We start from the raw sequence: 25679 nt of genomic DNA, 5'->3' as shown, positions 1-25679 counted from the left end.
CCGAAGGTTTTGTAGAGTTATGATATTCGATTTGCAATGTTAAAATCAGAAAAGATATAAGAAAACTGAGAAGGCGGAAATGAGCCGGATCTTAAAGATTCGGCCCGTTTCCGCCTATTTGTTCATATGCCGTTTTTCTTCCAGATATTTTCTTGCTTCTTTCAGCTGTTCCTCATCGATAGAAATCTTCCCCTTTGTGATTCCAATCAGGTTTTCTGTTTTTAGTTTCTGGATCGTCCGGTTCAGTGTTTTTACAGAGATGCCAATCTCCTCATAGAGCTGCTGTCGGGTTTTCGGAATGATACCAAAAGACTGTCTTGCAGAATCCAGATATTTGACACAATAGTCAAGAAGGAGATACTGCGGAGGATAGAAAAGCTTGCTTCCTCTGTTGTATGAGGAACGATAAAGTTTGTAGGCAACTTTACGGGAAACGAGACGCAGAAAATGAATATCTCTGGCAATCCAGTCTTCAAAGTCTTTTCTGGAAAAATATAGGACTGTGCATTCTGTCAGCGTCTCGATCGTCACAGATGTTTTTTCTTTTCCAGCAAGGATCGTTACTTCGCCCACAAAGTCGATGGGATCATTCCGCTCGATCATGTAGATGTTTCCGTTTTCAAATTCATTGATCACACGGTGCGAACCGTCGCATACGATTCCAAAGTATTCTAAAACTTCATCTTTCTGATGAATAATTGTCCCTTTTGGGTAGACACGAATCCAGCATCGGGTTTTCAGTTCCTCAGGCATATATTTCATGTAATCCGAAAGATCCGGATATTTTGAGAGAAGATCATCTAATGTCATGGGATGGCTCCTTTTTACTTTTTTTCTAGTATACTACAAAAAAAGACAAAAAACAGCTCATTTGTCCTTTTTTTGGAAGGAGGGTCAGTGATAAGATAGCTCGTGGATAAAATCAAAAGGAGTCAAAGGCAATGAAAAAGGAAACATTTATTTACCCGTCGTTCAAGGCAAGAATGAAAAATGAGTATAGGATTATTCTTGCCGCATTTTTATTTATCGTGATCGCTGATTTTATAGGGCAGATCGAAGTGCCGGTGGGACCGGGAAAACTGATCTTGTTCCCAATATTTTACGCACTGATTCTGGGGATCATCTCTGGTCCGGAAATATTGAAGTTTTTTAAGACAAAAGAAGTAAAGGCAGCCTCGGGGCTTGTGATTGTCGCTATCTGCCCGTTTATTGCAAAGCTTGGAATCAATGCGGGTGCGAGTCTTGAGACCGTTATCTCGGCAGGCCCTGCGCTTTTGCTGCAGGAGATCGGAAATCTTGGAACGATTTTCCTTGCATTGCCGTTTGCGCTTCTGCTTGGAATGAAGAGAGAGGCCATTGGAGCGACGCATTCGATCAATCGTGAGTCAAATCTGGCACTTGTGACGAACATGTTTGGGCCGGATTCCCCGGAGACGAGGGGAAGCCTTTCCATCTATGTGGTAGGCGGCATGGTTGGAACGATCTATTTTGGATTTCTGGCTACTATGACAGCGGCCATCGGCTTTTTCCATCCATATGCACTTGGGATGGCGTCAGGAGTAGGCGCGGGAATTCTGATGGCGAGTTCCGTTGCGAGCCTTACAGCCGTTTATCCAGATATGGCTGCTCAGATTTCAGCCCTTGCAAGTACGAGCGAAACCATATCCGGACTGACCGGAATATACGTGGCTATCTTTGTAGGTATTCCGCTTACTAAAAAGCTGTATGAGGTTTTGGAGCCTAGATTTGCAAAGCTGAGACATGAGCCGAGTGAGGTTCTTACAAGACGACAGAATGAAGAAAAAGGGAAAGTGGAGGAAGCGTAAAGATGAGATATATAGAATGGATAGTGATGTTTGCCGTTGCAGGACTTGGGATTGCACTGGCCAACTTTGTTGGGTTTGATGTGGGATTTCTGGATTCTCTGCCAGGAATTTTGATCCTTCTTGGGATTTCTCTTGTGGCAGTTATGATCAGCAAAATTGTACCGCTGAAATTACCGATCGTAGCGTATTGTTCGATCCTTGGACTTCTGGTCGCATGTCCGGTTTCTCCGGTCAGGGAAGGTGTCATCGAGGCAGTCAACAAAATCAACTTTACAGCTCCGCTCACGATGGTGGGAGCGTTTGCAGGTATTTCCATCAGTGATCAGATCAAATCTTTCCTGAAGCAGGGATGGAAGATGATTATTGTCGGGGTTCTTGTCATGACAGGAACATTTCTTGGATCTGTGCTGATTGCACAGCTTGTATTGTCACTCACAAATGCCATCTAAAAATATGGAGATGGAAGTATCAGAATAAAGGAAAGATTCGTATATGAAAAAAGAAATGATAGATCTGCTGATCCGAAATGCGGACTATCTTGACAAGGACTGGGAACGCGTCCGGGAAAAGGACATTGCTGTCCGGGATGGAGCCATCCTGGAGATCGGGCCGGGAGGAAGCCTTGGCAAGAAATATGAGGCCAAAGAGGAGATAGACGGAAAGGATACCGTGTTCCTTCCGGGGCTTGTGGATGCTCATATGCACACGGGGCAGCAGCTTTTGAGAGGAAGGGTATTGGATGAGATGCCGATGATTTGGAAACGGATCATGCTTCCGTTTGAGAGTACCCTTACAGAAGAAAAAATGAGATTGAGCGCGGGGCTGGCAGCCCTCGATATGATCAAAAGCGGAACGTGCGGGTTTATCGACGCGGGAAGCTATTATATGGAAGAGGCGGCAAAAGTCTATGAGGAGTCTGGGCTGCGGGGAGTTTTGTCTTACTCCACAATGGATCAGAAGGGGCTGCCGGATTCTATTTCTATGGATGCCAAAGAAGCGATACGAAGGACGGATGAGCTGTTTGATGCCTGGCATGGAAAAGGGAATCTGAAAGTTTACTATTCGCTGCGTTCGCTTATTTCCTGTTCGGAAGAGCTGGTGGACATGGCAAATGAAAGGGCAAAAGAAAAAGATACGTTTCTGCAGGCACATATGAATGAATATCCGGGAGAGATTCAGCCATATGTGGAACGATACAAAATGAGACCGTATGAATTTCTGGAATCAAGAGGGATACTGGGAAGACAGTTCCTCGGAGCACACAGCCTCCTTTTATCGGAGCAGGAAAAGGAAATCATAAAGGAAAGAGAAGTAAAGCTCTGCCACTGTCCGTTCAGCAACTGCGGTAAGGCGGTGCCGGACACTCCGAAGCTTTTGAATATGGGGATTCTGCCGGGAATCGGGACAGACGGGGCGGCCCATGGAGGGCTCAGCATTTGGAATGAGATGCGAATTTTCCGTTCAGTCATGAATATCTATCACGGTGTTCCTTTGGCTGACCCGGCTGTTATGCCGGCAAAGACGATCCTTTCTATGGCAACGGAAGGGGGATCGGCGTGCATGAACCTGGAAAAAACATCCATTGATCAGGGAAGCCGTGCAGACCTGATAGGAATCGATATGGATGCACCGCATCTTTGGATCAGCGGACATATTTCCAACACGCTTTTGGAAAGTGTGGGGGCAGGGGATGTGAAACACACGATCGTAGGAGGAAGAGTCCTGATGAAAGACAGGAAAATCCGAACCCTTGATGAAGAGAAAATCCGGTTTTTGGCACGGGAATACAACAGGAAGGAAAACGTTTAAATGGAATATTTGATCATGGTTGTGGCCAATCTGCTGATCGGAGGGATGATCGGCCTTACGGGAATCGCAGGATTTCTTCTTCCGATGCTCTATTCGGGATTTATGGGGATGCCGTCCGCCCAGGGGCTGGCACTTAGCTTCTGTGCGTTTCTGATATCAGGTATCCTCGGGGCATATAATTATTACCGGGCCAGGAGTCTGGATCTTAGGCTTGCCTTATTCATCAGCCTTGGAAGTTTTGCAGGAGCAATCGCCGGGGTAAATCTGAATCTTTTGATCGAAGAAGGAATCGTAAAGAAGATCCTGTATCTGGTAGTACTTTTGTCCGGCATATCCATCCTGATCAGGAAAGAAAACAAAGAGGAAAAAGAAGACGGAAAAAAAAGGCAGATGCCGTCTGCCTTTTGGGTTGGGTTCGGTTTTGTTACAGGACTGATCTGCTCCCTGTCAGGAGCCGGGGGACCGGTGCTTGTGATGCCTCTGCTTGTCGTATTTGGCGTGCCGGTCAAGACAGCAGTTGGGATCGCACTGTTTGATTCGATCTTTATCGCGATCCCATCCTGCATTGGCTATGCGTCCCAGTCAGATCCGGATGTCTTGATGGTACTGCTCCCGGTCACACTGATCAGCCATGCAGCAGGCGTGTGGATCGGAAGCAGAAACACTTCGTTTTTGCGTCCGGATATACTGAAAAAAGGGGTGGCTGTTTTTTCCGTCGTGATTGCTGTTGTAAAGTTGATCACAGGGTAAGGCTATTCACGATAGCGGTTTAAGCAGGCGTGGATTTCCTGGAGTCTTGGAAATGCGTATCCACCTGGAATATATGAATGAAAGAAGAAGCCGGAAAAGCCGTTTTCCTGCAGTTCCTGATACAGGAGGGCGGCTATTTCCGGTATTGTTTTTTTGCCGTCTGCAAGGTGTTCCTTTGCATATCCAAGAAGGAGGGCAAGAGATGCCGTCTGCTCGGTATCTTTTAGCTGTTCCACATACCGAAGGTCTATCTCCTCTTTTCCGAGACTGAATCCGTCTTTTGACCGAAGGCGGATTTTTTTGTCTTTATAATCCATTTTTCGGGCAGATCTGCAAAATACACGGCGGCTTTGCGGTATGTGAAACGGTGTCGGAAGAGAAGGAGGAAGAGGATAGCCTGAACAAAGTCTTTTGACAGACGCGGTAATATCTACCGGCCGGTAACAGTCCATCTGGATGATGGTGTCCGCCACGTGGAAGAAAGCACCTGAACTTCCGGCCACGAGGATGGTGGAAACATCAGCCTTTTCATACAGGTCACGGACACGTTCCAGAAACGGTGTGATAGGCTCTTTGTCCCGGCTGATAACCTGCTGCATAAACGTGTCCCGAACCATAAAATTAGTGGCCGACGTATCCTCGTCGATCAAAAAGAGATGGCTTCCTGCCTCCAGCGCTTCGACAGTCCCGGCAGCCTGTGAAGTACTGCCGCTTGCATCCAGTGTAGAGAAGGAGGAAGTATCCTTTTTGTTAGGCAGGTCGTTTATAAAAAGGGAAATGTCCACATTTTTCACACAGCGCCCGTCTTCGGACCGAAGCTTGACCGCACTGTCATCCGTGATGACATACTCGCGCCCATCTCCGGCAATATGATTGTAAACACCGAGTTCCAGCGCTTTTAAGAGGGTGGATTTCCCATGGTAGCCGCCTCCGACGATGAGCGTAATTCCCTTCTTGATGCCCATCCCGGTAATTTCTCCTTTATATGGGAGGGAAAGACGGATCCGTAGGGAGTCCGGGGAAGAGAATGGGACGCTTTCTTTCATCGGGCGGTCAGAAACTCCGCTCAAACGTGGAAGGATGGAACCATCCGCCACAAATGCTGCAAGGTGGAGCCGCTTTAACTCGCTTCGAATGAAGGCCTGATCCTGGGAAAGCTCGAAAGCCTGCCTGAGGGAGGTTTTGTCACAGGTACGGTAAAGGCAGGCTTTTTCAACGCAGACCGGAAGAAAATCAAAAAGAATCCGGATCAGTTCCGGAGAATTGATGGTCCTTCCATTTGCAGGGAAGCCGATGTGAAATCGGAAAACCAGGTCGTTCTTTTTGCTCTCGTCCAATTGGCAGGCGGTACGTGCCAGCACTTCCTGTCCGCATCCGCTTACTGATAAAAGTCCGCTTTTTCCGGAACCTTTTGCCTGAAAACTGTATTGACTGATCTGGCGGTAAAATCTGCGAAGAAGAAAATCAGTAAAAGCAGTCTTTGCATCTGCGTTTTGATAATAGTCACATGGAAAACGATGGACCGAATATGGGATCCGGATCGTCACATGGGAAGGAGAAGCAAAAGGATCCCCCTGTACGTGGTCGATGATAAGTGTATAGTCATCAAAGCGATAGGAACCCTTTAAACATTTGTAAGCGGGATAACTTTTCCGATTGATCGCCATGAGCTGCTTTCTTAATTCTGAAGATGACTGCATGATTTGTACTCCTTTCGATGTCTGTATTGTGTTTCTGTAAGAATTATAGCAAAAAATCCGGGAGTGTGGCATAATAAAAGTAAGTTTGGAGGAAAGGGGGTTTTGCTCATGGAAGTGAGAAGACATGTTTATTTTTATGGAAGAGTTCAGGGCGTCGGTTTTCGATGGAAGGCAATGCAGACGGCAAAGTATCTGAATCTGACAGGATGGGTCCAGAATATGTATAACGGGAACGTGGAGATGGAGGTGCAGGGAGAGAAGGCGCTGATCGACAGATTGTTTCATGAGCTGAATTCAGATAGATTTATCCGGATAGAAAAAACGGAAGTCCTGACCTTGCCTCTGGTGGATGGAGAAAGGGATTTTAAGGTACGTGGGTAAATAGTATGAAAAAGCAGTTCAGTTCAAGAAGACTTATTTACAGACTGGCTGATCCGGCATTCTGCGGGATGGCAGCAGATTTCTTCCGGAGGAACAAAGAAGTATTCAGTAAATCTGAAGACAGAAAACCGGAAGAATTTTATCTCCCAGAGTTCCAGAAAATATGGCTGGATATGCAGCGGGAGAAAGCAGAAGAAAGGGAATGGATCTCTTTCTACATTTTTGAGAAGAGAAAACCTGGGCGTATCATAGGGACTGTCACGATCAGTAATTTTCGATATGCCGGCAATGTAAGCGGGACGCTGGGGTACCGGATTGATCTTGAGAAGCAGGGACAAGGATATGGGACTGAGGCGGCCTATGTAGGGACAAGAATTGGGTTCGACGAACTTGGGCTTCGCAGGATGGTGGCAGATGTGATGCCAAACAATCGTGCATCCCTCCGGGTGCTGGAGAAATGCGGGTATGAAAGAGAAGGATATTTCCGCAGAAATATTAAGATAAATGGAAAATGGGAAGATCATATCCGCATGGCAATCTTTCGGGAAGATTTTCAGGAAGTAACGGAAAACATATAATTTTTTGTTGTAAAAAAGAGGAACATTGTTATAATAAAAACGGGTGCCTTTCGCCACACCGGAAGGCGCAAAAACATATCAGAACTGGGGAAGAAAAAAATGGGAAAAAAAGGACTGGTAAAGGAAATTGCGGTAATTACATTTGCCATGCTCATCGTATCGTCAGCGGTATACTTTTTCATGGTGCCAAGTGGGATTGTAGTGGGAAGTATCTCTGGTCTTGCAATGGTTCTCTCGCAGCTTTTGCACATGCAGATGTCAGTGATCACACTTATTCTGAATGTGATCCTGCTCATTGTAGGATTCATTTTTATCGGGAAAGAATTCGGTGCAAAGACAGTATATACATCCATGCTGCTCCCGGTATTTTTATGGATCTTCGAAAGGGTCGTGCCGGTTACAGAGTCGCTCACAAAGAATAGCGTGTACGATCTGGCAGCGTATATTTTGATCGTCGCACTTGGACAGGCCATGCTCTTTAATGCGAACGCATCTTCCGGCGGACTGGATGTCATTGCCAAGATCATCAATAAGTTTACCCATGTGGATATCGGGAAAGCGGTCACTATCGGAGGACTTATCACGGCGGTAACATCAATCTTTGTATATGATGTGGGAACATTGATCGTGAGTGTGCTTGGGACATATGCAAATGGAATCGCAGTAGATTATTTCATTGACGGATTTAACAAGAAAAAACGGATCTGTATTATTTCCGATGACTTTGAAAAGATCCAGGCTTATATCATGGATGAATTAAAGCGCGGCGTTACCCTCTACCGAGCCAGAGGAGGCTATGACAAAACGGAGCGTACGGAGCTTGTCACGATACTTGCGCCAAGTGAATACAAACAGCTTCTGGCCTATCTACATAAGTCAGAATACCAGGCGTTTGTGACGGTTTACACAGTCAATGAAGTGATTGGAAAATGGAATATCAACGGGAAAAAGAAGAAAACAGAGCAGGTATAATAAAGAAAGGGAGATTTTATCATGCAGTGTACAAGAAAAGTAACAGATCAGATTTATTGGGTTGGAGCAAGTGACAGGAGACTTGCAAAGTTCGAAAACCTGTTTCCGATTCCGAGAGGAGTCTCTTACAATTCTTATGTGATCCTGGATGAAAAGACAGCGCTCATGGATACGGCAGATTCTTCCGTGAGTGAGCGATTTATGGAAAATGTAAAGGAAACGCTTGCAGGCAGAGAGCTTGACTATCTTGTGATCAACCATATGGAGCCGGATCACTGTGCCAATATCGCGGCAGTGATCGAGAGATATCCGAATGTGACGGTTGTGGGAAATGCCAAGACAATTCAGATGATGGGACAATTTTATGCAGGAACAACTCCTGGAGATACACTTCTTGTGAAAGAGGGAGATATGCTTTCCCTTGGCAAACACAGTTTGACTTTTGTCATGGCACCGATGGTGCACTGGCCGGAAGCCATGGTATCCTATGAGACAACAGAAAAAATCCTTTTCTCAGCTGATGCTTTCGGTACATTCGGAGCGTTAAACGGAGTACTCTTTGACGACGAGATAGACTTCAACTGTATCTGGATGGAAGATGCAAGACGTTATTATACAAATATCGTGGGGAAATATGGGCCGCAGGTGCAAGCTCTTCTGAAAAAGGCTTCTGCACTGGATATCCGTATGATCTGCCCGCTCCACGGGCCAGTTTGGAGAAGCCAGCTTGGCACGCTGCTTGAAAAATATGACAAGTGGAGCAAATATGAGGCCGAAGAGGACGGTGTATTGATTGTCTACGGTTCTATGTATGGGAATACGGAAAATGCTGCGGATGTTATCGCATCTGAGATCGCAGAACAAGGCATGACAAATATCGCTATGTACGATGCATCCGTTACAGATTGTTCTTATCTCATTGCAGAAGCGTTCCGTTACAACCGGATCGTAGTTGCAGCGCCTACATACAATGCAGGGCTGTTTGCACCGGTAGAACATTTTCTGAATGATATGAAAGCTCTGAATATCCAGAACAAAAAGATCGCTCTTCTGGAGAATGGGACATGGGCACCGATGGCGGGCAAACATATGCGTACTATCATTGAGACGATGAAAAACATGGAGATCGTGGAACCATCTCTGGCCATCAAATCAGTGCTTCAGCCAGCTCAGAAAGAGGACGTGAAGAAAATGGTGGAAGAATTGTTGAAATAAAATAAAAAAAGTTATTGACAAATAGCGTTTTATCGTGTAGAATTATTTTTGTTGCTGAGGTACAAAAGTACAGAGCACAAAAATAATTCTATAACGTGTGGGTTTAGCTCAGCTGGATAGAGCGTTTGGCTACGGACCAAAAGGTCGGGGGTTCGAATCCTCTAACCCACGTGAAAAAAGAGTTCTGGAGTTTTCAGAACTCTTTTTTGTTCGCATATAAATATAAAAATACGTTTATGTTAGAAGGAGAAAAAATGACAGAGAAAGAATTGATGGAAGCCATTTTCCTTCCGCAAGACGAGCAGGAAGCGGTGCAGTCATTCCGGATGGAAGAAGTGGAGTATAAGAATTGGAAGGAGTTGTTTTACAGGGATGAATCCCGTTTTTTTGAAGAGATAGATGAAAGGGAAGATAAGGGGCGTTTGCTGCTGTGGCTTTATATCCGGTTTGCGGTAGATTGTTACGGGGACTTTTGCAGGGAAGGAATCTCTGATGAAATTTATTTCGATACTTTTTATGATATTACGATATGGGCAAAGAAGTACCACAAAAAATATGGAGTGCCTGGACTTATGGAAGAAAAATGGCTGGCGGTTCATATGAAGGGGAGAATTTACCGTCTCGGGAGACTCCAGTTTGAACCGGATGAAAAGGAGGCCGTGATCCATGTTCACATTCCCGAGGGGGAAGGGCTGAACGAGGAAGAATGTGACCTTGCTTTTGCAAAAGCAGATACCTTTTTTTCTGATGTGTATCAGATGTACGACTGCGAATCCTGGTTGCTATCGCCGGAACTTTCAAAAATGCTGGATAGCAGCAGCAATATCATAAAATTTCAGAAACGTTTCCAGATCGTAAAAACAGTATATACGTTCCGACAGGCAGAAGAGAGAGTGTTTGGAGAAATTTTAGAAAATAAGGCCGACTATCCGGAAGAGACATCCCTTCAGAGAAAACTGAAAGCATATGTGCTGGATGGAAAAGATCCGGGTATGGGGTATGGCATTATTGATAGATATTCAAAATAAATAAAATGATTTATAAGAAATATCGATTTGCAACCTGAGATTTTCTGTATGTATAGTAGAGGAAAAGAGCAAAAAAAGAGGAAACGCTATGCAAAAAACAGAAGTAAATTTTGAAATGAAACTTGTCAGTTCACTGGAGAAAGTCTTTTTGGATGAGATTCCGGTGTATCGGCCGGAATGCATGGTCTTGACAGGACTCAAGGGGGAGACGGTGTCTTTCCAGGCCGCCTGCACGACAGACTCTTTTGCGAAAGAGCGGGTGGATGTGGTGCTGGAATCCCCAATCCGGGAGTATATGCATATAAGAAGTGTGGAAAATGTTCCTGTTGGGAGGGCCTGCTGCCCGAAAGTGGATGACAATTATCTGAAGACTACCTCAGGAATGTATCCGGATCTTTTAAGAGAATTAAAAGAAGGAAAAGCAGATATATTTCCTGGAAAATGGAGAAGTCTCTGGATTGATATTGAGATACCGGAAGATATGGAGCCGGGTATGTATGATATCCGGATCAGTCTTACGAAAGACGGGGACATGCTGTGCAGGGCAGACACACAGATCCGCATTTTTGACGCGGTTCTCCCGAAGCAGAAGATCATGCATACGGAATGGTTCTATCCTGACTGTCTGGCGGACTATTATCAGGTTCCTGTATTTTCAGAAGAACACTGGAAGATCATCGAAAATTTTCTGCACGAGTATGTGAAACGAGGAGGAAATATGATCCTCACACCGCTTTTTACGCCGGCACTGGATGTGGCAGTCGGAAAAGAGCGGACTACGACGCAGCTGGTGGATGTGAAAGTGAAAAGCGGGCAGTATCAGTTTGGGTTTGAGAGACTGAAAAGATGGGTAGATCTGTGTCGAAGATGCGGAATCCGCTATTTTGAGATGAGCCATCTGTTTTCCCAATGGGGAGCCATGTATGCACCGAAGATCGTGGCAGATATCGATGGGAGAGAAGAAAAGATTTTTGGCTGGCATACACCGGCGGTGGGACAATACACGGAGTTTCTCCATGCATTTTTGCCGGAGCTCAAGGAGAAGCTAAAAGAATGGGGAATTAGCCAGAATACATGGTTCCATCTTTCCGATGAGCCAAGAGAGGAACATCTGGACAGTTACCGGGCGGCCAAGGAATCCATAGAAGGGCTTCTGGATGGATTCCATACGTTTGACGCGCTTTCCAGCTACGAGTTTTACAGGTACGGGCTTGTGGACAAGCCCATACCGGGAAATAATGAAATCGAAGAATTTCTGTCTCATGGCCTGACGGATATGTGGACGTATTACTGTGTCGGACAGTTCTATGAAGTCAGCAACCGTTTCATGTCCATGCCGTCCATGCGCAATCGGATTTACGGACTTCAGCTTTACAAATACCAGATTGTCGGAATTCTCCACTGGGGATACAATTTTTATAACACCCAGTTTTCCACGGAACATATCAATCCGTACGAAGTAACGGATGCAGGAGGGGGATTCCCGTCGGGAGATGCCTTCCTTGTATATCCGGGGGCGGATGGGTTCCCGGAAGAATCCATCCGCATGATGGTACATGAGGAAGCGCTCCAGGATCTGAGAGCATGCCAGCTTTTGGAATCCCTGGCTGGAAGGGAGTTTGTCATGGACTGCATCGAAGGAGAACTTGCAGAGCCGATGACATTTAAATGTTATCCGAAATCCGATATGTACCTTCTTCAGCTTAGGAACCGGATCAACAGAGAAATAGCAAAAAGAGCCGAACTGCTCATCTGAGGGAGAACAAAAGTTCATCGTATGTCGGATAGGGGAGATACGTTCCAGGTATGATCGCTTCTGCCTGATCCACGGAGCCACGCAGCAGTTCCATATCCAAAAGGATTGTATCGTGGTAGTACCGGGCGGCATCAAGAGTATCTTGGTGCTGTTCGGCTTTTTTTGTATCTGCACACAGTTTTTCCAACAGGACAGAGATGGATTCGGATGATTCGGTCAACGTTCGGATGATCTGTTCTTCGTATGAAGAAGAAAGGGACGGAAGGAGTTTCTTTTTTTCGAGGGCTTCCGATGCAATATCCGCCATATAGGAGAAAAGAGCGGGTGTAAAATCTTTCCGTACCATATCCTGAAGGGTCAGGGATTCGATATGGATGGTCTTTGCGTAATTCTCCAGAAGGATTTCATAGCGGGAGAAGATTTCTTCTTTTGTGAAGATATGATGCTTTGTGAATAAATCCAGGTTTTTTTGCGAGATAAACTCAGGCAGAGCATCAGGCAGAGACTTCAGGTTGTAAAGACCGCGTTTTTCCGCTTCTTTGATCCATTCGTCCGTGTAGCCGTTCCCGTTAAAGAGGATCCGTTTGTGACGTCGGATCATTTCTTTTAGAAGATTCTGGATGGCGTCATGAAGGTTTTCTTCGGGGATATTTTCGAGTTTGCCGCAGATGTTTTGGAGGGATTCCGCTACTGCTGTGTTGAGGATCACATTGGGACCCGCCACTGAAAGGGCGCTTCCAGGCATCCGAAATTCAAATTTGTTTCCAGTGAAAGCGAATGGGGACGTACGGTTCCGATCCGTCGTATCTTTGGCAAAATGAGGAAGGACATGGGCGCCGATTTCCATAAGGGTCTGCTGCTCTTTGGCAAAATCCGTACCACTCTCAATGGAGGAAAGGACACGGGTCAATTCGTCTCCCAGGAAGATAGAAACGATAGCAGGAGGCGCTTCGTTGGCACCGAGACGATGATCGTTGCCGGCGCTTGCCACAGATATTCTCATCAGATCTGCGTAATCGTCTACCGCTTCGATGACGGCCAGAAGAAAGAGAAGAAATTGGGTATTTTCAGCCGGTGTTTTCCCAGGATCAAGAAGATTTTCTCCGGAGTCTGTCACGATGGACCAGTTGTTGTGTTTGCCGCTTCCGTTGACTCCTTCAAATGGTTTTTCGTGCAGGAGACAGGCGAGATGATGCTTATCGGCGACTTTTTTCATGATCTCCATGATAAGTTGATTGTGATCGACTGCCACATTGGCCGTATCAAACACAGGAGCCAGCTCATGCTGGGCAGGAGCCACTTCATTGTGTTTGGTCTTGGCCGGCACGCCAAGCTTCCAGAGCTCTTCATCCAGATCATGCATGTAGGATGCGACTTTTGGTTTTAAGACACCGAAATAGTGGTCTTCCATTTCCTGCCCTTTGGGAGCGGGAGCGCCGAGCAGTGTGCGGCCGCAGAAAAGCAAATCTTTTCTTTTTTTATACAAATCTTTGTCTACAAGAAAATATTCCTGTTCAGAGCCTACTGTAGTGTCAATTTTGCGTACGTCCTTTCTTCCCAGAAGATGGAGAAGGCGCACTCCTTCCCTGTTCAGGGCTTCCATAGATCGGAGGAGAGGCGTCTTTTTATCCAGCGCTTCCCCACTGTAAGAACAAAAGGCGGTTGGAATGTAGAGAGAACCGTCTTTGATAAAGGCAGGGGAAGTCGGATCCCAGGCAGTGTAGCCTCTTGCCTCAAATGTGGCGCGAAGACCGCCGGAAGGAAAACTGGAAGCGTCCGGCTCGCCTTTTATAAGTTCTTTTCCGGAGAATTCCATAATGATCTGACCGGCTTTATCCGGCGAGATGAAGCTGTCGTGTTTTTCGGCGGTAAAACCGGTCATAGGCTGGAACCAGTGGGTAAAATGGGTGGCGCCGTGTTCCACAGCCCATTCTTTCATGGCTGCCGCCACAGTATTCGCCACATCCAGTTCCAGATGCGTTCCGTTTTCTATCGTTTTTCGGAGTGCTTTATACGTGTCTTTTGGGAGACGTTCCCGCATGACTTTGTCATTGAATACAAGGGAGCCGTATAGTTCCGGAATAGAATTTCCTGTTTCTTTCATAGTGCAAATACCCCTTTCCTTGAGCTATAAATAAAATGCAAAAAGGCGCTTTGGATCCATGCCAAAGCGCCTTTGCTTTATGTCATCTCAGTATACACCTTTTTTTTGCTTTGTCAAACATTTTTTGAAAAAAACAGAAAAAAGCCTTGAAAAGCGGAGGAAGATGGGTAAAATGTCTTAGTATAAAATCAAAATCAAGCAGAGCAAGCTTTCGGAGGACAGAAAAATGAGTACAAAGCGTATGAAAAATCAGTTGGAAATAAGCGGCGTAAAGGAAGAGTGCGGAGTGTTCGGCATTTATGACATAGATGGAAAGGATGTGGCACCTTCTGTCTACTACGGCCTTTGTTCGCTGCAGCACAGAGGGCAGGAATCCTGCGGCATCGTCGTATCTGACACGAAAGGGCCAAGAGGGAATATCTCTTATCACAAAGATCTTGGCCTTGTGGGAGAGGTGTTTAAGGAGGAAAATCTTTCCAGACTTCATGGCGATCTCGGCATTGGCCATGTGCGCTATTCTACCACGGGAGCGTCCACAAGAGAGAATGCACAGCCACTGGTGCTGAACTACATCAAAGGGACGCTTGCCCTTGCCCACAATGGAAATCTGGTCAATGCAGAACAACTCAAAGAAGAGCTTGTCTATGGAGGCGCCATTTTCCACACGACGACAGACTCAGAGATGATCGCGTATTTTATTGCCAGAGAGCGCGTCCACACGGCCAGTGTGGAGGAAGCTGTGCTGAGGACAGCAAGAAAGATCAAAGGAGCGTACGGACTGGTCATCATGAGTCCGAGAAAGCTTGTCGCAGTGAGAGATCCATTCGGACTAAAACCTCTTTGTCTCGGCAAAAGAGACAATGCTTACGTGGTGGCATCGGAAAGCTGTGCGCTTTCTGCGGTTGGGGCAGAACTGATCCGGGATATCGAACCGGGGGAAATGATCACTGTTACGGCAGAAGGAATCCGGTCCAACAAAGAACTGCAGCAGAAAGAGAGGGCGCACTGTATTTTCGAATATATCTATTTTGCCCGTCTGGACAGCAGGATGGATGGCGTCAAGGTGTACGATGCACGGATACGGGCAGGCAGAGCTCTTGCAAAAGCCTATCCGGCAAAAGCGGATATGGTAACCGGTGTACCGGAATCCGGCCTTACTGCGGCAAGGGGATACGCTATGGAAGCGGGACTTCCGTTTGAGGCTGCTTTTTATAAAAACAGTTATATCGGGAGGACATTTATCAAGCCGACGCAGCAAGAACGGGAATCCAGTGTCAGGCTCAAGCTGAATGTCCTGGAATCTGTAGTAAAAGACAAGCGCATCGTTCTTGTGGATGATTCCATTGTAAGAGGAACGACCATGGCGAATCTGATCCAGATGCTCAAAGGAGCCGGGGCAAAGGAAGTCCATGTGCGGATCAGCGCGCCGCCATTTCTCTATCCGTGCTACTACGGGACAGATGTGCCGTCCAACGATCAGCTCATCGCGTCTTCCCATACGGAGGAGGAGATCCGCCAGATGATAGGAGCAGACTCTCTGGGGTATATGAAGATTGAGGATTTACAGACCATGGTCGGGGACATGGGAATCTGCAAGGCATGTTTCGACAACAGATATCCGATTGATCCAGGGAAATAAAATCAGGGGTTTACAAATGAAAAAAAGAAGAGTATAGTAAAAAAATAATTATTTTCGAAGCTCTTTTCGGAAATACTAAAACAGAACAGGGATGAAAAGCGACAAAGGGGTCGGTTTGAGATGCAAAGCAACGCATTTCAGGGCTCTTTGCCGCTTTTTTTGTTTCAGGGCAATGCGGCATAGAGATTTATAGAAAAGAGGAGGAAACAGAAATGGTAAAATATGTGTTTGTGACTGGAGGAGTAGTGTCCGGGCTGGGAAAAGGGATTACAGCGGCTTCTCTGGGAAGGCTTTTGAAAGCCAGGGGCTATCAGGTAACGATGCAGAAGTTTGATCCGTATATCAATGTGGATCCGGGGACGATGAATCCGATCCAGCATGGAGAAGTCTTTGTGACGGAGGACGGGACAGAGACGGATCTGGATCTGGGACATTACGAACGGTTTATCGACGAAAATCTGGACAGGAACTCCAATGTGACCTCCGGGAAAATCTATTGGTCGGTGCTCAATAAAGAGCGTCATGGAGATTATGGCGGGGGAACTGTACAGGTCATTCCGCATATTACAAACGAGATCAAAAGCAGATTCTACCGCGCCAAGAATCCGGATGAGGACAGGATCGCCATCATCGAGGTGGGAGGAACAGTGGGGGATATTGAAAGCCAGCCATTTTTGGAGGCCATCCGTCAGTTTCAGCACGATGTAGGGAAAGAGAATGCCATTCTGATCCATGTTACTCTCATACCGTATCTCAAAGCATCGGGGGAGATGAAGACAAAACCTACACAGGCCAGCGTAAAAGAACTGCAAAGACTTGGCATCTGGCCGGATATCCTGGTGTGCCGGTCTGAGTACCCGGTATCGCAGGAGATGCGCGATAAGATCGCATTGTTCTGTAATGTGCCTTCGGATCAGGTTCTTCAGAATCTGGATGTAGAATATCTTTATGAGGCGCCGATTGCCATGGAGAAAGAACATCTTGCAGAGGCGGCGCTCAAATGCCTGCACCTGGAGCAGAGGACGCCGGATCTTCTGGAATGGAAAGAGATGGTAGAAGCGCTTCGGAAGCCGGAGCGGGAAGTGGAGATTGCCATAGTGGGAAAATATACTCAGCTGCACGATGCATATTTGAGCGTTGTGGAAGCGTTGAAGCACGGCGGAATCAAAACCCATACGGATATTCGGTTCCGGTGGGTGGACTCAGAAGAGCTGGAAAAATCAGAGACGGACAAGGTGCTGAACAAAGTGGACGGCATCCTTGTTCCAGGCGGTTTCGGAAGACGCGGGACAGAAGGGATGATCCTTGCGGCACAATATGCAAGGGAAAAGAAGATTCCATATCTTGGTATCTGTCTGGGGATGCAGATGGCCATTGTGGAATTCGCCAGGAATGTGGCGGGGTATCACGATGCCGGAAGCAGTGAATTCCATCCAGACACCTTGCATCCGGTAATTGCTCTGATGCCGGAGCAAAAAGATGTGGAGGATATCGGAGGAACACTGCGGTTGGGCGCGTACCCGTGTATTCTTGATGAAAATTCCCTGGCATATCGGCTGTACGGGAAAGAAGAGATCACGGAAAGACACCGCCATCGATATGAAGTCAACAATGATTATAGGGAGGCTCTTGAAAAGGCGGGCATGGTATTATCCGGATTATCGCCGGATAAACGTATCGTGGAGATGATCGAGTTAAAAGATCATCCTTTCTATATAGGAACGCAGGCACACCCGGAATTCAAATCAAGGCCAAACCGGGCGCATCCGCTGTTTGCAGGATTTGTGCAGGCGGCACAGATGCATCTGGCTGGCAAAAAATAAACGTGAAAGGACTGGGAAAGAATGGAAGAGAGAAAAGGGCTGTACTGCCCCATGCTGGAGCACGATAACTGCGGGATTGGAGCAGTCGTAAATATAGATGGGGAAAAGACACATCACGTTGTCAGGCAGGCATTGGAGATCGTAGAAAATCTGGATCACAGAGCTGGAAAAGATGCGGAAGGAAAGACCGGGGACGGGGTAGGAATTCTTCTTCAGATTTCACACCGTTTTTTCAAAAAAGAATGCAAAAAAATCGGGATTTCTATTGGAGAAGAAAGGGAATACGGAGTGGGTATGCTTTTCTTTCCAAGTGACGAACTGCGAGGAAACCGGGATCGCAAAATGTTTGAAACGATTGTGAAAAAAGAAGGTCTTGTCTTCCTTGGATGGAGACAGGTGCCTTCTGTTCCGGAAGTGTTGTCAGAAAAAGCGCGCGGCTGCATGCCGGATATCTGGCAGGCTTTTATCCAAAAGCCGGAGAATGTAGAAAAAGGGATTGAATTTGACAGGAGACTTTATGTGGTGAGAAGGGAATTTGAAAAAAGCTGTCCGGAGACGTATCCGGTTTCCCTTTCCAGCAGGACGATCGTTTACAAAGGAATGTTCCTTGTACGGCAGCTCCGTCTGTTCTTTGCGGATCTTCAGGATCCGGAGTATGAATCAGCCATCGCCCTGGTCCACTCCAGATTCAGCACGAATACAGAACCCAGCTGGGAGAGAGCACATCCAAACAGATTTATCGTGCATAATGGGGAGATCAACACGATCCAGGGAAATGCAGATAAAATGCTGGCCAGGGAAGAAAACATGCGTTCAGCCTGTTTACAGGAGGCATTTCCTAAAATCCTTCCAGTGGTAGACAGAAGAGGATCAGACTCGGCGATGCTTGACAATGTACTGGAATTTCTCACAATGAACGGTATGGAACTGCCATTGGCTGTGATGACAGTTGTCCCGGAGCCGTGGGAGAACGATAACACGCTTACGCAAGACAAAAAAGATTTTTATCAGTATTACGCCACAATGCTGGAGCCATGGGACGGACCGGCATCTGTGCTTTTCAGCGACGGGGATATCCTTGGGGCGGTTCTCGACCGCAATGGACTCAGGCCATCCCGATACTACGTCACGAAAGACAACTGTCTTTTCCTTGCTTCCGAGGTTGGGGTGATGGCTGGCATCCGGGAGGAAGATATATTGGAGAAAGGAAGGATCCACCCAGGAAAGATGCTTGTGGCCGATACGGTACAAAAACGGATCATACGGGATGAAGAGCTGAAAACATATTATGCAGGGAGACAGCCTTACGGAGAATGGCTGAATCAGCACTTGACAGAACTGAAAGACCTGGAGATACCGGACCAGAAGGCAAAAGAGTATACGCAAAAAGAGTGCGAACGTCTCCGCCTTGCATTTGGATACGAATATGAAGACTATCACGATTCCATTTACGCGATGGCGCTGAACGGGGCGGAGTCCATTGAGTCTATGGGAGCGGACACGCCTCTTGCGGTTCTCTCAAAAGAACATCAGCCATTATTCTATTATTTTAAACAGCGGTTTGCCCAGGTCACGAATCCGCCGATTGATTCCGTACGGGAAAAGATTGTGACTTCCACGAGTATCTATATCGGGAAAGAAGGGAACCTGCTAAAGGAATGTCCGGAAAACTGTCGTGTTCTGAAAGTAAAAAACCCTATTTTGTCTGATACGGATATGATGAAGATCAAGGCGCTGGAGAAACCGGGACTTCGCTCGGCCCAGGTATCCATTCTCTGCTGTAAATCCACTCCTCTGAAAAAGGCGCTGGACAGATTGTTTATCCAGGTGGACAAAGCATATGAAGAAGGGGCCAATATTCTGGTGTTAACAGACAGAGGCGTGGATGAAAACCACGTGGCAATCCCATCGCTGCTTGCTGTCTCGGCGGTCCATCACTACCTGGTAAGGACGAAAAAAAGTACTTCGCTTGCATTGATACTGGAATCGGCAGAACCGAGGGAAGTCCACCATTTTGCAGTACTTTTAGGATACGGCGCCTGTGCTGTCAACCCATATCTGGCTCATGAGACAATCCGGGAGATGACAGAGAATGGACTGCTGGATAAAGATTGCCATGCAGCGATTCACGACTACGACAAAGCAGTCCTTGAAGGGATCGTCAAGATTGCATCGAAAATGGGCATTTCCACGCTTCAGTCCTATCAGGGAGCACAGATTTTTGAAGCTGTCGGAATTTCAAAAGAGGTTATAGACGCTTATTTTACAAATACGATCAGCCGCGTGGGAGGCATCACGCTTGCGGATATCCAGAAGGATGCAGAGACACTGCACACGAAAGCATTTGACCCTCTGGGACTGGATACGGACCGGACGCTCCCGAGTATTGGACGTCACAGATTCCGCAGCCAGGGAGAATACCACCGGTATAATCCGAAGACGATTCATTTGCTGCAGCAGTCTCTCTGGAAGAACGACTACACTATGTTCAAAGCATATACGAAACTTGCTGATGGTGAGGAGACCGGTTATCTCAGAAGCCTTTTGGATTTCAATTATCCTGAAACAGGGGTGCCGATTTCAGAAGTAGAGAGTGCAGGATCTATTGTGAAAAGATTCAAGACAGGCGCTATGTCCTATGGATCCATATCCCGGGAAGCACATGAGACGCTGGCGCTGGCTATGAACAAGATACAAGGGAAATCCAACAGCGGAGAAGGAGGGGAAGACCCGGAACGTTTTCTGTCCAAAGGGACAAAAGAAGACCGGTGCTCTGCTATCAAGCAGGTGGCAAGCGGGAGATTTGGGGTTACAAGCCGTTATCTGGTAAGTGCGGATGAGATTCAGATCAAGATGGCGCAGGGAGCAAAACCGGGGGAAGGAGGGCACCTGCCGGGGAAAAAAGTATACCCGTGGATCGCCAGAACCCGATATTCCACACCAGGTGTCAGCCTGATATCCCCTCCTCCTCACCATGATATTTATTCGATAGAAGACCTGGCGCAGCTGATATATGATTTGAAAAACGCAAACAAAGAGGCGAGAATTTCTGTAAAACTCGTATCGGAGGCAGGAGTAGGGACGATTGCTTCCGGAGTCGCAAAAGCAGGAGCGCAAGTGATACTGATTTCCGGATATGACGGAGGGACAGGGGCGGCGCCGGGAAGTTCGATCCACAATGCAGGGCTTCCGTGGGAGCTTGGCCTTTCGGAAGCACACCAAACATTACTGAAGAACGGACTGCGCAGGCAGGTTCGCCTGGAGACGGACGGAAAACTGATGAGCGGACGTGATGTGGCGGTGGCGGCCATGCTGGGGGCGGAAGAATTCGGGTTTGCCACGGCACCGCTTGTTGCGCTTGGATGTGTTATGATGAGAGTCTGCAACGAGGATACATGCCCGATGGGGGTGGCCACACAGAACCCGAAACTTCGAAAATGTTTTCAAGGGAAACCGGAATATGTGATACATTTCATGGAATTCATCGCGGAGGAACTCAGAGAATATATGGCAAGACTTGGGATCCGGACAGTGGATGAGCTCGTAGGAAGGACGGATCTTCTGAAAGTAAGGGAATACCCTGCACATACACGTGCCGCAAAGGTGGATCTAAGCGCTGTCTGCCGGTATCCGCAAGCAGGGGAAAAAAATCAGGAAGAGGAATACGATTTTGGGCTCGATAAGACGCTGGATGAGACAGTGCTTGTAAAAGAATGGAAAGAAAAGCTGAAAGAAAGAATACCGGGAGAACTTTCGATTCATGTAAGAAACACTGACCGCACATTCGGGACGATTTTTGGATCAGAGATCACGAGACAGTATCCGGATGGGCTTCCGGATGATACGTATAAAGTAAATTGTACAGGAAACGGAGGACAGAGTTTCGGAGCATTCATTCCAAAAGGGCTTACCATTACGCTGCGGGGGGATTCCAATGACTATTTTGGGAAAGGACTTTCCGGGGGGACGCTGGCTGTATGCCCTCCGGAAAACAGTACATATCGTGCAGAGGAGAATATGATTGTCGGGAATGTCGCCCTTTATGGAGCGACTTCCGGGAACGCTTACATAAACGGGATAGCTGGAGAGAGATTCTGCGTGCGGAATTCCGGAGCTGCTGCGGTAGTGGAAGGGGTAGGAGATCACGGATGCGAGTATATGACCGGTGGAAAAGTGGCAATCATCGGAAAGACCGGAAAAAATTTCGCGGCAGGTATGAGCGGAGGCGTCGCTTATGTGCTGGACGAGACGAATTCTCTGTACAGAAATATCAATCCATCCATGATATGGATGGAAGAACTGACGGAGGATAGAGACAAGGAAGAAGTGAGAGACCTTCTGGAACAGCATGTAAAAAGAACAGGGTCAAAAAAGGCGAGAAGAATACTGGACGATTTCCAGGCATATGTCCCGAAATTTAAAAAGATTATACCGAAAGATTATAAGAACCTTTTGAAATTAAGCGACAAATATCGGGAACTCGGCATGAGCATGGAAGAAGCAAAGATCAAAGCTTTTTATGAAAGCACAGGGCAGACAGACTGGGAGGAACAGAAAGAATGGGAAAACCGACAGGATTTTTAGAATATAAAAGAAAGATTGGAGCTGTGAAGAAACCCGAAGAGAGAATCCATGATTTTCAGGAGTTTCACCGGCCCTTACCTGAGCAAGAACAGCGAAAGCAAGGCGCAAGGTGTATGGCCTGCGGGATTCCGTTCTGTCAGTTCGGGGAAGAGTTAAATGGGATGACATCGGGCTGTCCTCTTCACAACCTGGTGCCGGAATTTAATGATCTCGTCTACAGAGGAAGGATGGATCAGGCATATCAGAGACTGCAGCAGACGAACTGTCTGCCGGAATTTACATCCAGGGTATGTCCGGCTCTCTGCGAGGCGGCATGCACTTGCGGTGTCCATACGGAACCGGTGTCCACAAAAGAAAATGAGCGCGCCATCATCGAATATGCATTTTCTCATGGCCTTGTGGATGCGGCTCCCCCAAGCGTGCGTACCGGGAAAAAGGTAGCGGTCATCGGAAGTGGGCCGGCCGGTCTTTCCGCAGCTTTGCTGCTGAATAAACGAGGACACAGTGTGACGGTTTTCGAGCGCAGCGACCGGATTGGGGGACTGCTTATGTATGGGATCCCCAATATGAAGCTGGACAAGTCTGTCATCGAAAGAAGAAGAAGGATGATGGAGGAAGAAGGAATCACATTTGTGACTGGCACGGACGCAGCCCAGGAAGGAAAGGCGCAGGAAATCCAGGATGAGTTTGACAGGATTATCTTGGCATGTGGAGCATCCAGGCCAAGGGACATCAACGTACCTGGAAGAGATGCGAAAGGGATCCGTTTTGCTGTAGACTTCCTGTCAGAAGTGACAAAGGCACTCTTGGACAGCCGTTTTGCAAATGTGCCATATAAGCTGGCAAAAGGCAGACATGTCGTTATCATCGGCGGCGGAGATACAGGAAATGACTGTGCAGGGACAGTGATCCGTCTGGGGGCGCGATCTGTCGTACAGTTAGAGATGATGCCCAAACCATCAGAGAAAAGAGAGGAAAGAAACCCATGGCCGGAATGGCCAAAAGTACGCAAGACAGATTATGGACAGGAAGAAGCAATCTGTTTGTTCGGGGAGGATCCAAGAGTTTACCAGACGACGGTCAAGGAATTTGTCAAAAATGAAAAAGGGGAAGTGCGCGGGGTTAAGACGGTACGGCTGGAATTCAAAAAAAACCGGGATACCGGACACACCGAGACGGTTTTTGTGAAAGGGAGTGAGCGGACAATACCGGCTGATCTGGTATTGATTGCCGCTGGTTTTACCGGAGCGGAGGAGTATGTGATGGATGCTTTTCAGGTAGAGAAGACAGAGAAAAATACGGTTATGGACAGAAAATATCAAACGTCGAGGAAGAATATCTTCACGGCAGGAGATATGAGAAGAGGCCAGTCGCTGGTTGTATGGGCCATAAAAGAGGGAAGGGAGGCGGCAAAGGCGGTGGATCGCTCACTTATGGGCTATACAAATCTTCGGTAGCCAGGTTGCATCTTGCAGGGGAAAACGAAGCGGATTATAATAAAAAGAAAGACTGGCGCTTGTATGGAGGATAAAAATGGGAAAATATGAAAAATGGAAAATCCTGCAGATCATAGAAGAGGAAGATGTGAAGTTTATTCGTCTGCAGTTTGTAGATTTGTTCGGAACGATCAAAAATATTGCAGTCACAGCCGGGCAGATGGAAAAGGCGCTTGCCGGAAAGTGCATGATCGAGGGACAGCGTGTCCACGGAATGCGGGAGCTGGGGTATGGCTCTTTGTTCTTGCAGCCGGATATTGATACATTCTCGATTCTTCCGTGGCGGCCGCAGCAGGGGAAGGTAGCACGGTTTTTGTGTGATTTGACCGACCGGGAAGGGAGGCGGATCCAGGAAAGCCCAAGGCAGATTCTCAGGAATGTTCTTTTAAAGGCAGAAGAGGAAGGGTATGATTTCGATATTGATCCGGAGTGCGAGTTCTTCCTTTTCGAGACGGACGAAGGGGGGAATCCGACGACATACACGAGGGAAAAGGCGAATTATCTGGACGTTGCTCCGCTGGACCAGGGAGAGAATGTGAGGAGAGATATGATCCTTACCCTGGAAGAGATGGGATTTGAGATTCAGTCTTCCCACCATGAGGATGCGCCTGCACAGCACGAAGTAGATTTCAGGCAGGCGAAAGGGATAAGGGCGGCAGATCAGATTGTAACTTTCCGGACAACCGTGCGGACGATCGCGCAGCGTCATGGCCTGCATGCTACATTCATGCCGAAACCGCGCACCGATCTGCCGGGTTCATCTATGGCGATCCATATTACCGGATTTCAGGACGGAAAAAATATTTTTGCAGATGAGCAGGCAGAAAACGGGCTCAGCCAGGAAGCATACTCGTTCATAGCCGGACTCCTGGCTCACATGAACGGGATGGCAGCTATTGCAAACCCAATCATCAATTCTTACAAAAGGCTGAAATCCGGTTTCCACGCACCGACAGAACTTTTCTGGTCGCTTACCGACCGAGAGGCGCCGATCCGTGTGACAAAAGGGAGCGAAGGACAGATCAGGATCGAATGGCTGTTGCCCGACGGGGCAGCCAATCCCTATATGCTCATTGCATTTGCGGTGGCGGCAGGACTTTCCGGTATCCGTGAAAAGATGGTTCCTTTAAAAGCAGGAGAAAAGGCAGGGGCTTTGCCGGGGACACTCAAAGAGGCGCTGCAGGCTTTTGGACAGGATACGTTTTTGCAGAAAATCTGCGGGAACCGATATGCCGATGTGTATATCCGGGAAAAATCAAAAGAGTGGGATCTCTACACAAAAGAGGTAACAGACTGGGAGCTGAGGGAGTATTTACACAGGTTTTAGTGCAGAGCAGGGAGCAAGAGAATGGGAAGTATTATCATTGCACTGCCGCGGCCAGCAGATGTGGAGAAAATCAGGGAAATACTGATCCGGCATGGTTTCCGGAATGTGTACACAGCGGGGAGCGTATCGGCGGTTCTGCAGGAGACGGAGCGTCTTTCCCACGGGATTGTAATCAGCGGGATCAGACTTTTGGATGCGGACTATACAGAACTTCTGGACTGTCTGCCAGAATATTTTGAACTGCTTCTTTTGGATTCAAGACAGAAGGTCAGTGCCCGGAGGCAGTCAGGACTTGTGGCGGTAATGATGCCGGTCAGGGTAAACGAATTGATCAGTACGGTCCGTATGATGATTGAGCATGTCAACTGCCGTGCAAATCAGAAAAAGAAATCGAAACCGAGGCGTACGGAGAAGGAGGAAAATTACATTCGGAACGCCAAATATGTGTTGATGGAGCGCAACCATATGACCGAAGAAGAGGCGTTTCGGTATATCCAGAAAAGCAGTATGGATACAGGCACGAATATGGCAGAGACGGCTCAGATGATATTGGCTTTGATTTACAATGAAATATAATGTTTTCTGATACAGAAAAGGTAAGCGAAGAAAAAGAAGGGTATGAACCGTTCAGGGGCATATCCTTTTTTATATCATGCAGATGGAGATGGATAGTGTTGCCCGCATGATCCGG

The 25679-nt window shown here is 47.3% G+C and carries 19 protein-coding genes and 1 tRNA gene; 17 read left to right on the top strand and 3 right to left on the bottom strand.

Annotated features, from left to right (window positions below):
• Positions 1-114 precede the first annotated feature (114 nt).
• Positions 115-810, bottom strand: coding sequence for a Crp/Fnr family transcriptional regulator (locus FLB61_RS11530; protein WP_087210218.1), 696 nt, complete (start codon positions 808-810; stop codon positions 115-117).
• A gap of 131 nt (positions 811-941) precedes the next feature.
• On the opposite strand from FLB61_RS11530, the gene FLB61_RS11525 reads away from it, so the two are divergent.
• The 4 genes from FLB61_RS11525 to FLB61_RS11510 are packed head-to-tail and all read left to right on the top strand — an operon-like array spanning position 942 to position 4385.
• A complete protein-coding gene (locus tag FLB61_RS11525; RefSeq protein WP_087210221.1) occupies positions 942-1826 on the top strand; it encodes a DUF3100 domain-containing protein in 885 nt (294 codons plus the stop codon).
• Positions 1827-1828: 2 nt separating this feature from the next.
• Complete coding sequence (locus FLB61_RS11520; RefSeq protein ID WP_087203212.1) at positions 1829-2275, top strand: hypothetical protein; 447 nt, start codon at positions 1829-1831, stop codon at positions 2273-2275.
• 43 nt (positions 2276-2318) lie between these two features.
• A complete protein-coding gene (locus FLB61_RS11515) occupies positions 2319-3635 on the top strand; it encodes an amidohydrolase family protein (protein ID WP_221920243.1) in 1317 nt (438 codons plus the stop codon).
• Positions 3636-4385: a sulfite exporter TauE/SafE family protein gene (locus FLB61_RS11510; RefSeq protein WP_087203210.1), complete on the top strand. Its 750-nt coding sequence runs from the start codon at positions 3636-3638 to the stop codon at positions 4383-4385. It abuts the gene before it with no gap.
• 2 nt (positions 4386-4387) lie between these two features.
• On the opposite strand, the gene FLB61_RS11505 is transcribed toward FLB61_RS11510, so the two are convergent.
• Positions 4388-6085, bottom strand: a complete 1698-nt coding sequence (locus tag FLB61_RS11505; protein ID WP_221920242.1) for an ABC-ATPase domain-containing protein — start codon at positions 6083-6085, stop codon at positions 4388-4390.
• A 108-nt stretch (positions 6086-6193) separates the two neighbouring features.
• Here FLB61_RS11505 and FLB61_RS11500 point away from each other — a divergent pair, with 108 nt between their 5' ends.
• The 7 genes from FLB61_RS11500 (at position 6194) to FLB61_RS11470 (ending at position 12015) form a co-directional block, all read left to right on the top strand.
• Complete coding sequence (locus FLB61_RS11500; RefSeq protein ID WP_087203208.1) at positions 6194-6466, top strand: acylphosphatase; 273 nt, start codon at positions 6194-6196, stop codon at positions 6464-6466.
• Positions 6467-6471: 5 nt separating this feature from the next.
• Positions 6472-7044, top strand: coding sequence for a GNAT family N-acetyltransferase (locus FLB61_RS11495; protein ID WP_087203207.1), 573 nt, complete (start codon positions 6472-6474; stop codon positions 7042-7044).
• Between the two features lie 99 nt (positions 7045-7143).
• Positions 7144-8016: a YitT family protein gene (locus FLB61_RS11490; RefSeq protein WP_221920240.1), complete on the top strand. Its 873-nt coding sequence runs from the start codon at positions 7144-7146 to the stop codon at positions 8014-8016.
• 21 nt (positions 8017-8037) lie between these two features.
• Positions 8038-9231, top strand: a complete 1194-nt coding sequence (locus FLB61_RS11485; RefSeq protein ID WP_221920238.1) for an FprA family A-type flavoprotein — start codon at positions 8038-8040, stop codon at positions 9229-9231.
• Positions 9232-9328: 97 nt separating this feature from the next.
• Positions 9329-9402 (top strand) — tRNA-Arg (locus FLB61_RS11480).
• Positions 9403-9485: 83 nt separating this feature from the next.
• Positions 9486-10259 (top strand): acyltransferase domain-containing protein, encoded by a 774-nt coding sequence (locus FLB61_RS11475; RefSeq protein ID WP_221920237.1) that lies wholly within the window; start codon positions 9486-9488, stop codon positions 10257-10259.
• 88 nt (positions 10260-10347) lie between these two features.
• Positions 10348-12015 (top strand): DUF4091 domain-containing protein, encoded by a 1668-nt coding sequence (locus tag FLB61_RS11470; protein WP_087203203.1) that lies wholly within the window; start codon positions 10348-10350, stop codon positions 12013-12015.
• On the opposite strand, the gene FLB61_RS11465 is transcribed toward FLB61_RS11470, so the two are convergent.
• Positions 12008-14119 carry a glutamine synthetase III family protein gene (locus FLB61_RS11465; protein WP_087203202.1) on the bottom strand — a complete coding sequence of 704 codons (2112 nt, stop codon included), beginning with the start codon at positions 14117-14119 and terminating at the stop codon, positions 12008-12010. The genes FLB61_RS11470 and FLB61_RS11465 overlap by 8 nt on opposite strands.
• Before the next feature lie 226 nt (positions 14120-14345).
• On the opposite strand from FLB61_RS11465, the gene purF reads away from it, so the two are divergent.
• The 6 genes from purF to FLB61_RS11435 all read left to right on the top strand — a co-directional run bounded on the left by purF (position 14346) and on the right by FLB61_RS11435 (position 25564).
• Positions 14346-15758 (top strand): amidophosphoribosyltransferase, encoded by a 1413-nt coding sequence (purF, locus tag FLB61_RS11460; RefSeq protein ID WP_246599224.1) that lies wholly within the window; start codon positions 14346-14348, stop codon positions 15756-15758.
• 212 nt (positions 15759-15970) lie between these two features.
• Positions 15971-17581 carry a CTP synthase gene (locus FLB61_RS11455; protein ID WP_087210226.1) on the top strand — a complete coding sequence of 537 codons (1611 nt, stop codon included), beginning with the start codon at positions 15971-15973 and terminating at the stop codon, positions 17579-17581.
• A 21-nt stretch (positions 17582-17602) separates the two neighbouring features.
• Complete coding sequence (gene gltB / locus FLB61_RS11450; protein ID WP_221920236.1) at positions 17603-22165, top strand: glutamate synthase large subunit; 4563 nt, start codon at positions 17603-17605, stop codon at positions 22163-22165.
• Complete coding sequence (locus tag FLB61_RS11445; protein WP_087203199.1) at positions 22141-23622, top strand: glutamate synthase subunit beta; 1482 nt, start codon at positions 22141-22143, stop codon at positions 23620-23622. Before gltB ends, FLB61_RS11445 begins: the two co-directional genes overlap by 25 nt.
• Positions 23623-23698: 76 nt before the next feature.
• Positions 23699-24988, top strand: coding sequence for a glutamine synthetase family protein (locus tag FLB61_RS11440; RefSeq protein ID WP_221920235.1), 1290 nt, complete (start codon positions 23699-23701; stop codon positions 24986-24988).
• A gap of 21 nt (positions 24989-25009) precedes the next feature.
• Positions 25010-25564 (top strand): ANTAR domain-containing response regulator, encoded by a 555-nt coding sequence (locus FLB61_RS11435; RefSeq protein ID WP_221920234.1) that lies wholly within the window; start codon positions 25010-25012, stop codon positions 25562-25564.
• Positions 25565-25679 lie beyond the last annotated feature (115 nt).

This window comes from Sellimonas caecigallum (assembly GCF_019754295.1).
Lineage (GTDB): Bacteria > Bacillota > Clostridia > Lachnospirales > Lachnospiraceae > Sellimonas > Sellimonas caecigallum.
The sequence above is the reverse complement of the archived record's forward strand: the minus strand, read 5'-3'. Positions and strand labels throughout refer to the sequence as shown.

What these genes read in the sequence shown, in the direction of transcription:
- FLB61_RS11530 (WP_087210218.1), bottom strand. Translation starts at nt 810, where the DNA reads ATGACATTAGATGATCTTCTCTCAAAATATCCGGATCTTTCGGATTAC.
- FLB61_RS11525 (WP_087210221.1), top strand. Translation starts at nt 942, where the DNA reads ATGAAAAAGGAAACATTTATTTACCCGTCGTTCAAGGCAAGAATGAAA.
- FLB61_RS11520 (WP_087203212.1), top strand. Translation starts at nt 1,829, where the DNA reads ATGAGATATATAGAATGGATAGTGATGTTTGCCGTTGCAGGACTTGGG.
- FLB61_RS11515 (WP_221920243.1), top strand. Translation starts at nt 2,319, where the DNA reads ATGAAAAAAGAAATGATAGATCTGCTGATCCGAAATGCGGACTATCTT.
- FLB61_RS11510 (WP_087203210.1), top strand. Translation starts at nt 3,636, where the DNA reads ATGGAATATTTGATCATGGTTGTGGCCAATCTGCTGATCGGAGGGATG.
- FLB61_RS11505 (WP_221920242.1), bottom strand. Translation starts at nt 6,085, where the DNA reads ATGCAGTCATCTTCAGAATTAAGAAAGCAGCTCATGGCGATCAATCGG.
- FLB61_RS11500 (WP_087203208.1), top strand. Translation starts at nt 6,194, where the DNA reads ATGGAAGTGAGAAGACATGTTTATTTTTATGGAAGAGTTCAGGGCGTC.
- FLB61_RS11495 (WP_087203207.1), top strand. Translation starts at nt 6,472, where the DNA reads ATGAAAAAGCAGTTCAGTTCAAGAAGACTTATTTACAGACTGGCTGAT.
- FLB61_RS11490 (WP_221920240.1), top strand. Translation starts at nt 7,144, where the DNA reads ATGGGAAAAAAAGGACTGGTAAAGGAAATTGCGGTAATTACATTTGCC.
- FLB61_RS11485 (WP_221920238.1), top strand. Translation starts at nt 8,038, where the DNA reads ATGCAGTGTACAAGAAAAGTAACAGATCAGATTTATTGGGTTGGAGCA.
- FLB61_RS11475 (WP_221920237.1), top strand. Translation starts at nt 9,486, where the DNA reads ATGACAGAGAAAGAATTGATGGAAGCCATTTTCCTTCCGCAAGACGAG.
- FLB61_RS11470 (WP_087203203.1), top strand. Translation starts at nt 10,348, where the DNA reads ATGCAAAAAACAGAAGTAAATTTTGAAATGAAACTTGTCAGTTCACTG.
- FLB61_RS11465 (WP_087203202.1), bottom strand. Translation starts at nt 14,119, where the DNA reads ATGAAAGAAACAGGAAATTCTATTCCGGAACTATACGGCTCCCTTGTA.
- purF (WP_246599224.1), top strand. Translation starts at nt 14,346, where the DNA reads ATGAGTACAAAGCGTATGAAAAATCAGTTGGAAATAAGCGGCGTAAAG.
- FLB61_RS11455 (WP_087210226.1), top strand. Translation starts at nt 15,971, where the DNA reads ATGGTAAAATATGTGTTTGTGACTGGAGGAGTAGTGTCCGGGCTGGGA.
- gltB (WP_221920236.1), top strand. Translation starts at nt 17,603, where the DNA reads ATGGAAGAGAGAAAAGGGCTGTACTGCCCCATGCTGGAGCACGATAAC.
- FLB61_RS11445 (WP_087203199.1), top strand. Translation starts at nt 22,141, where the DNA reads ATGGGAAAACCGACAGGATTTTTAGAATATAAAAGAAAGATTGGAGCT.
- FLB61_RS11440 (WP_221920235.1), top strand. Translation starts at nt 23,699, where the DNA reads ATGGGAAAATATGAAAAATGGAAAATCCTGCAGATCATAGAAGAGGAA.
- FLB61_RS11435 (WP_221920234.1), top strand. Translation starts at nt 25,010, where the DNA reads ATGGGAAGTATTATCATTGCACTGCCGCGGCCAGCAGATGTGGAGAAA.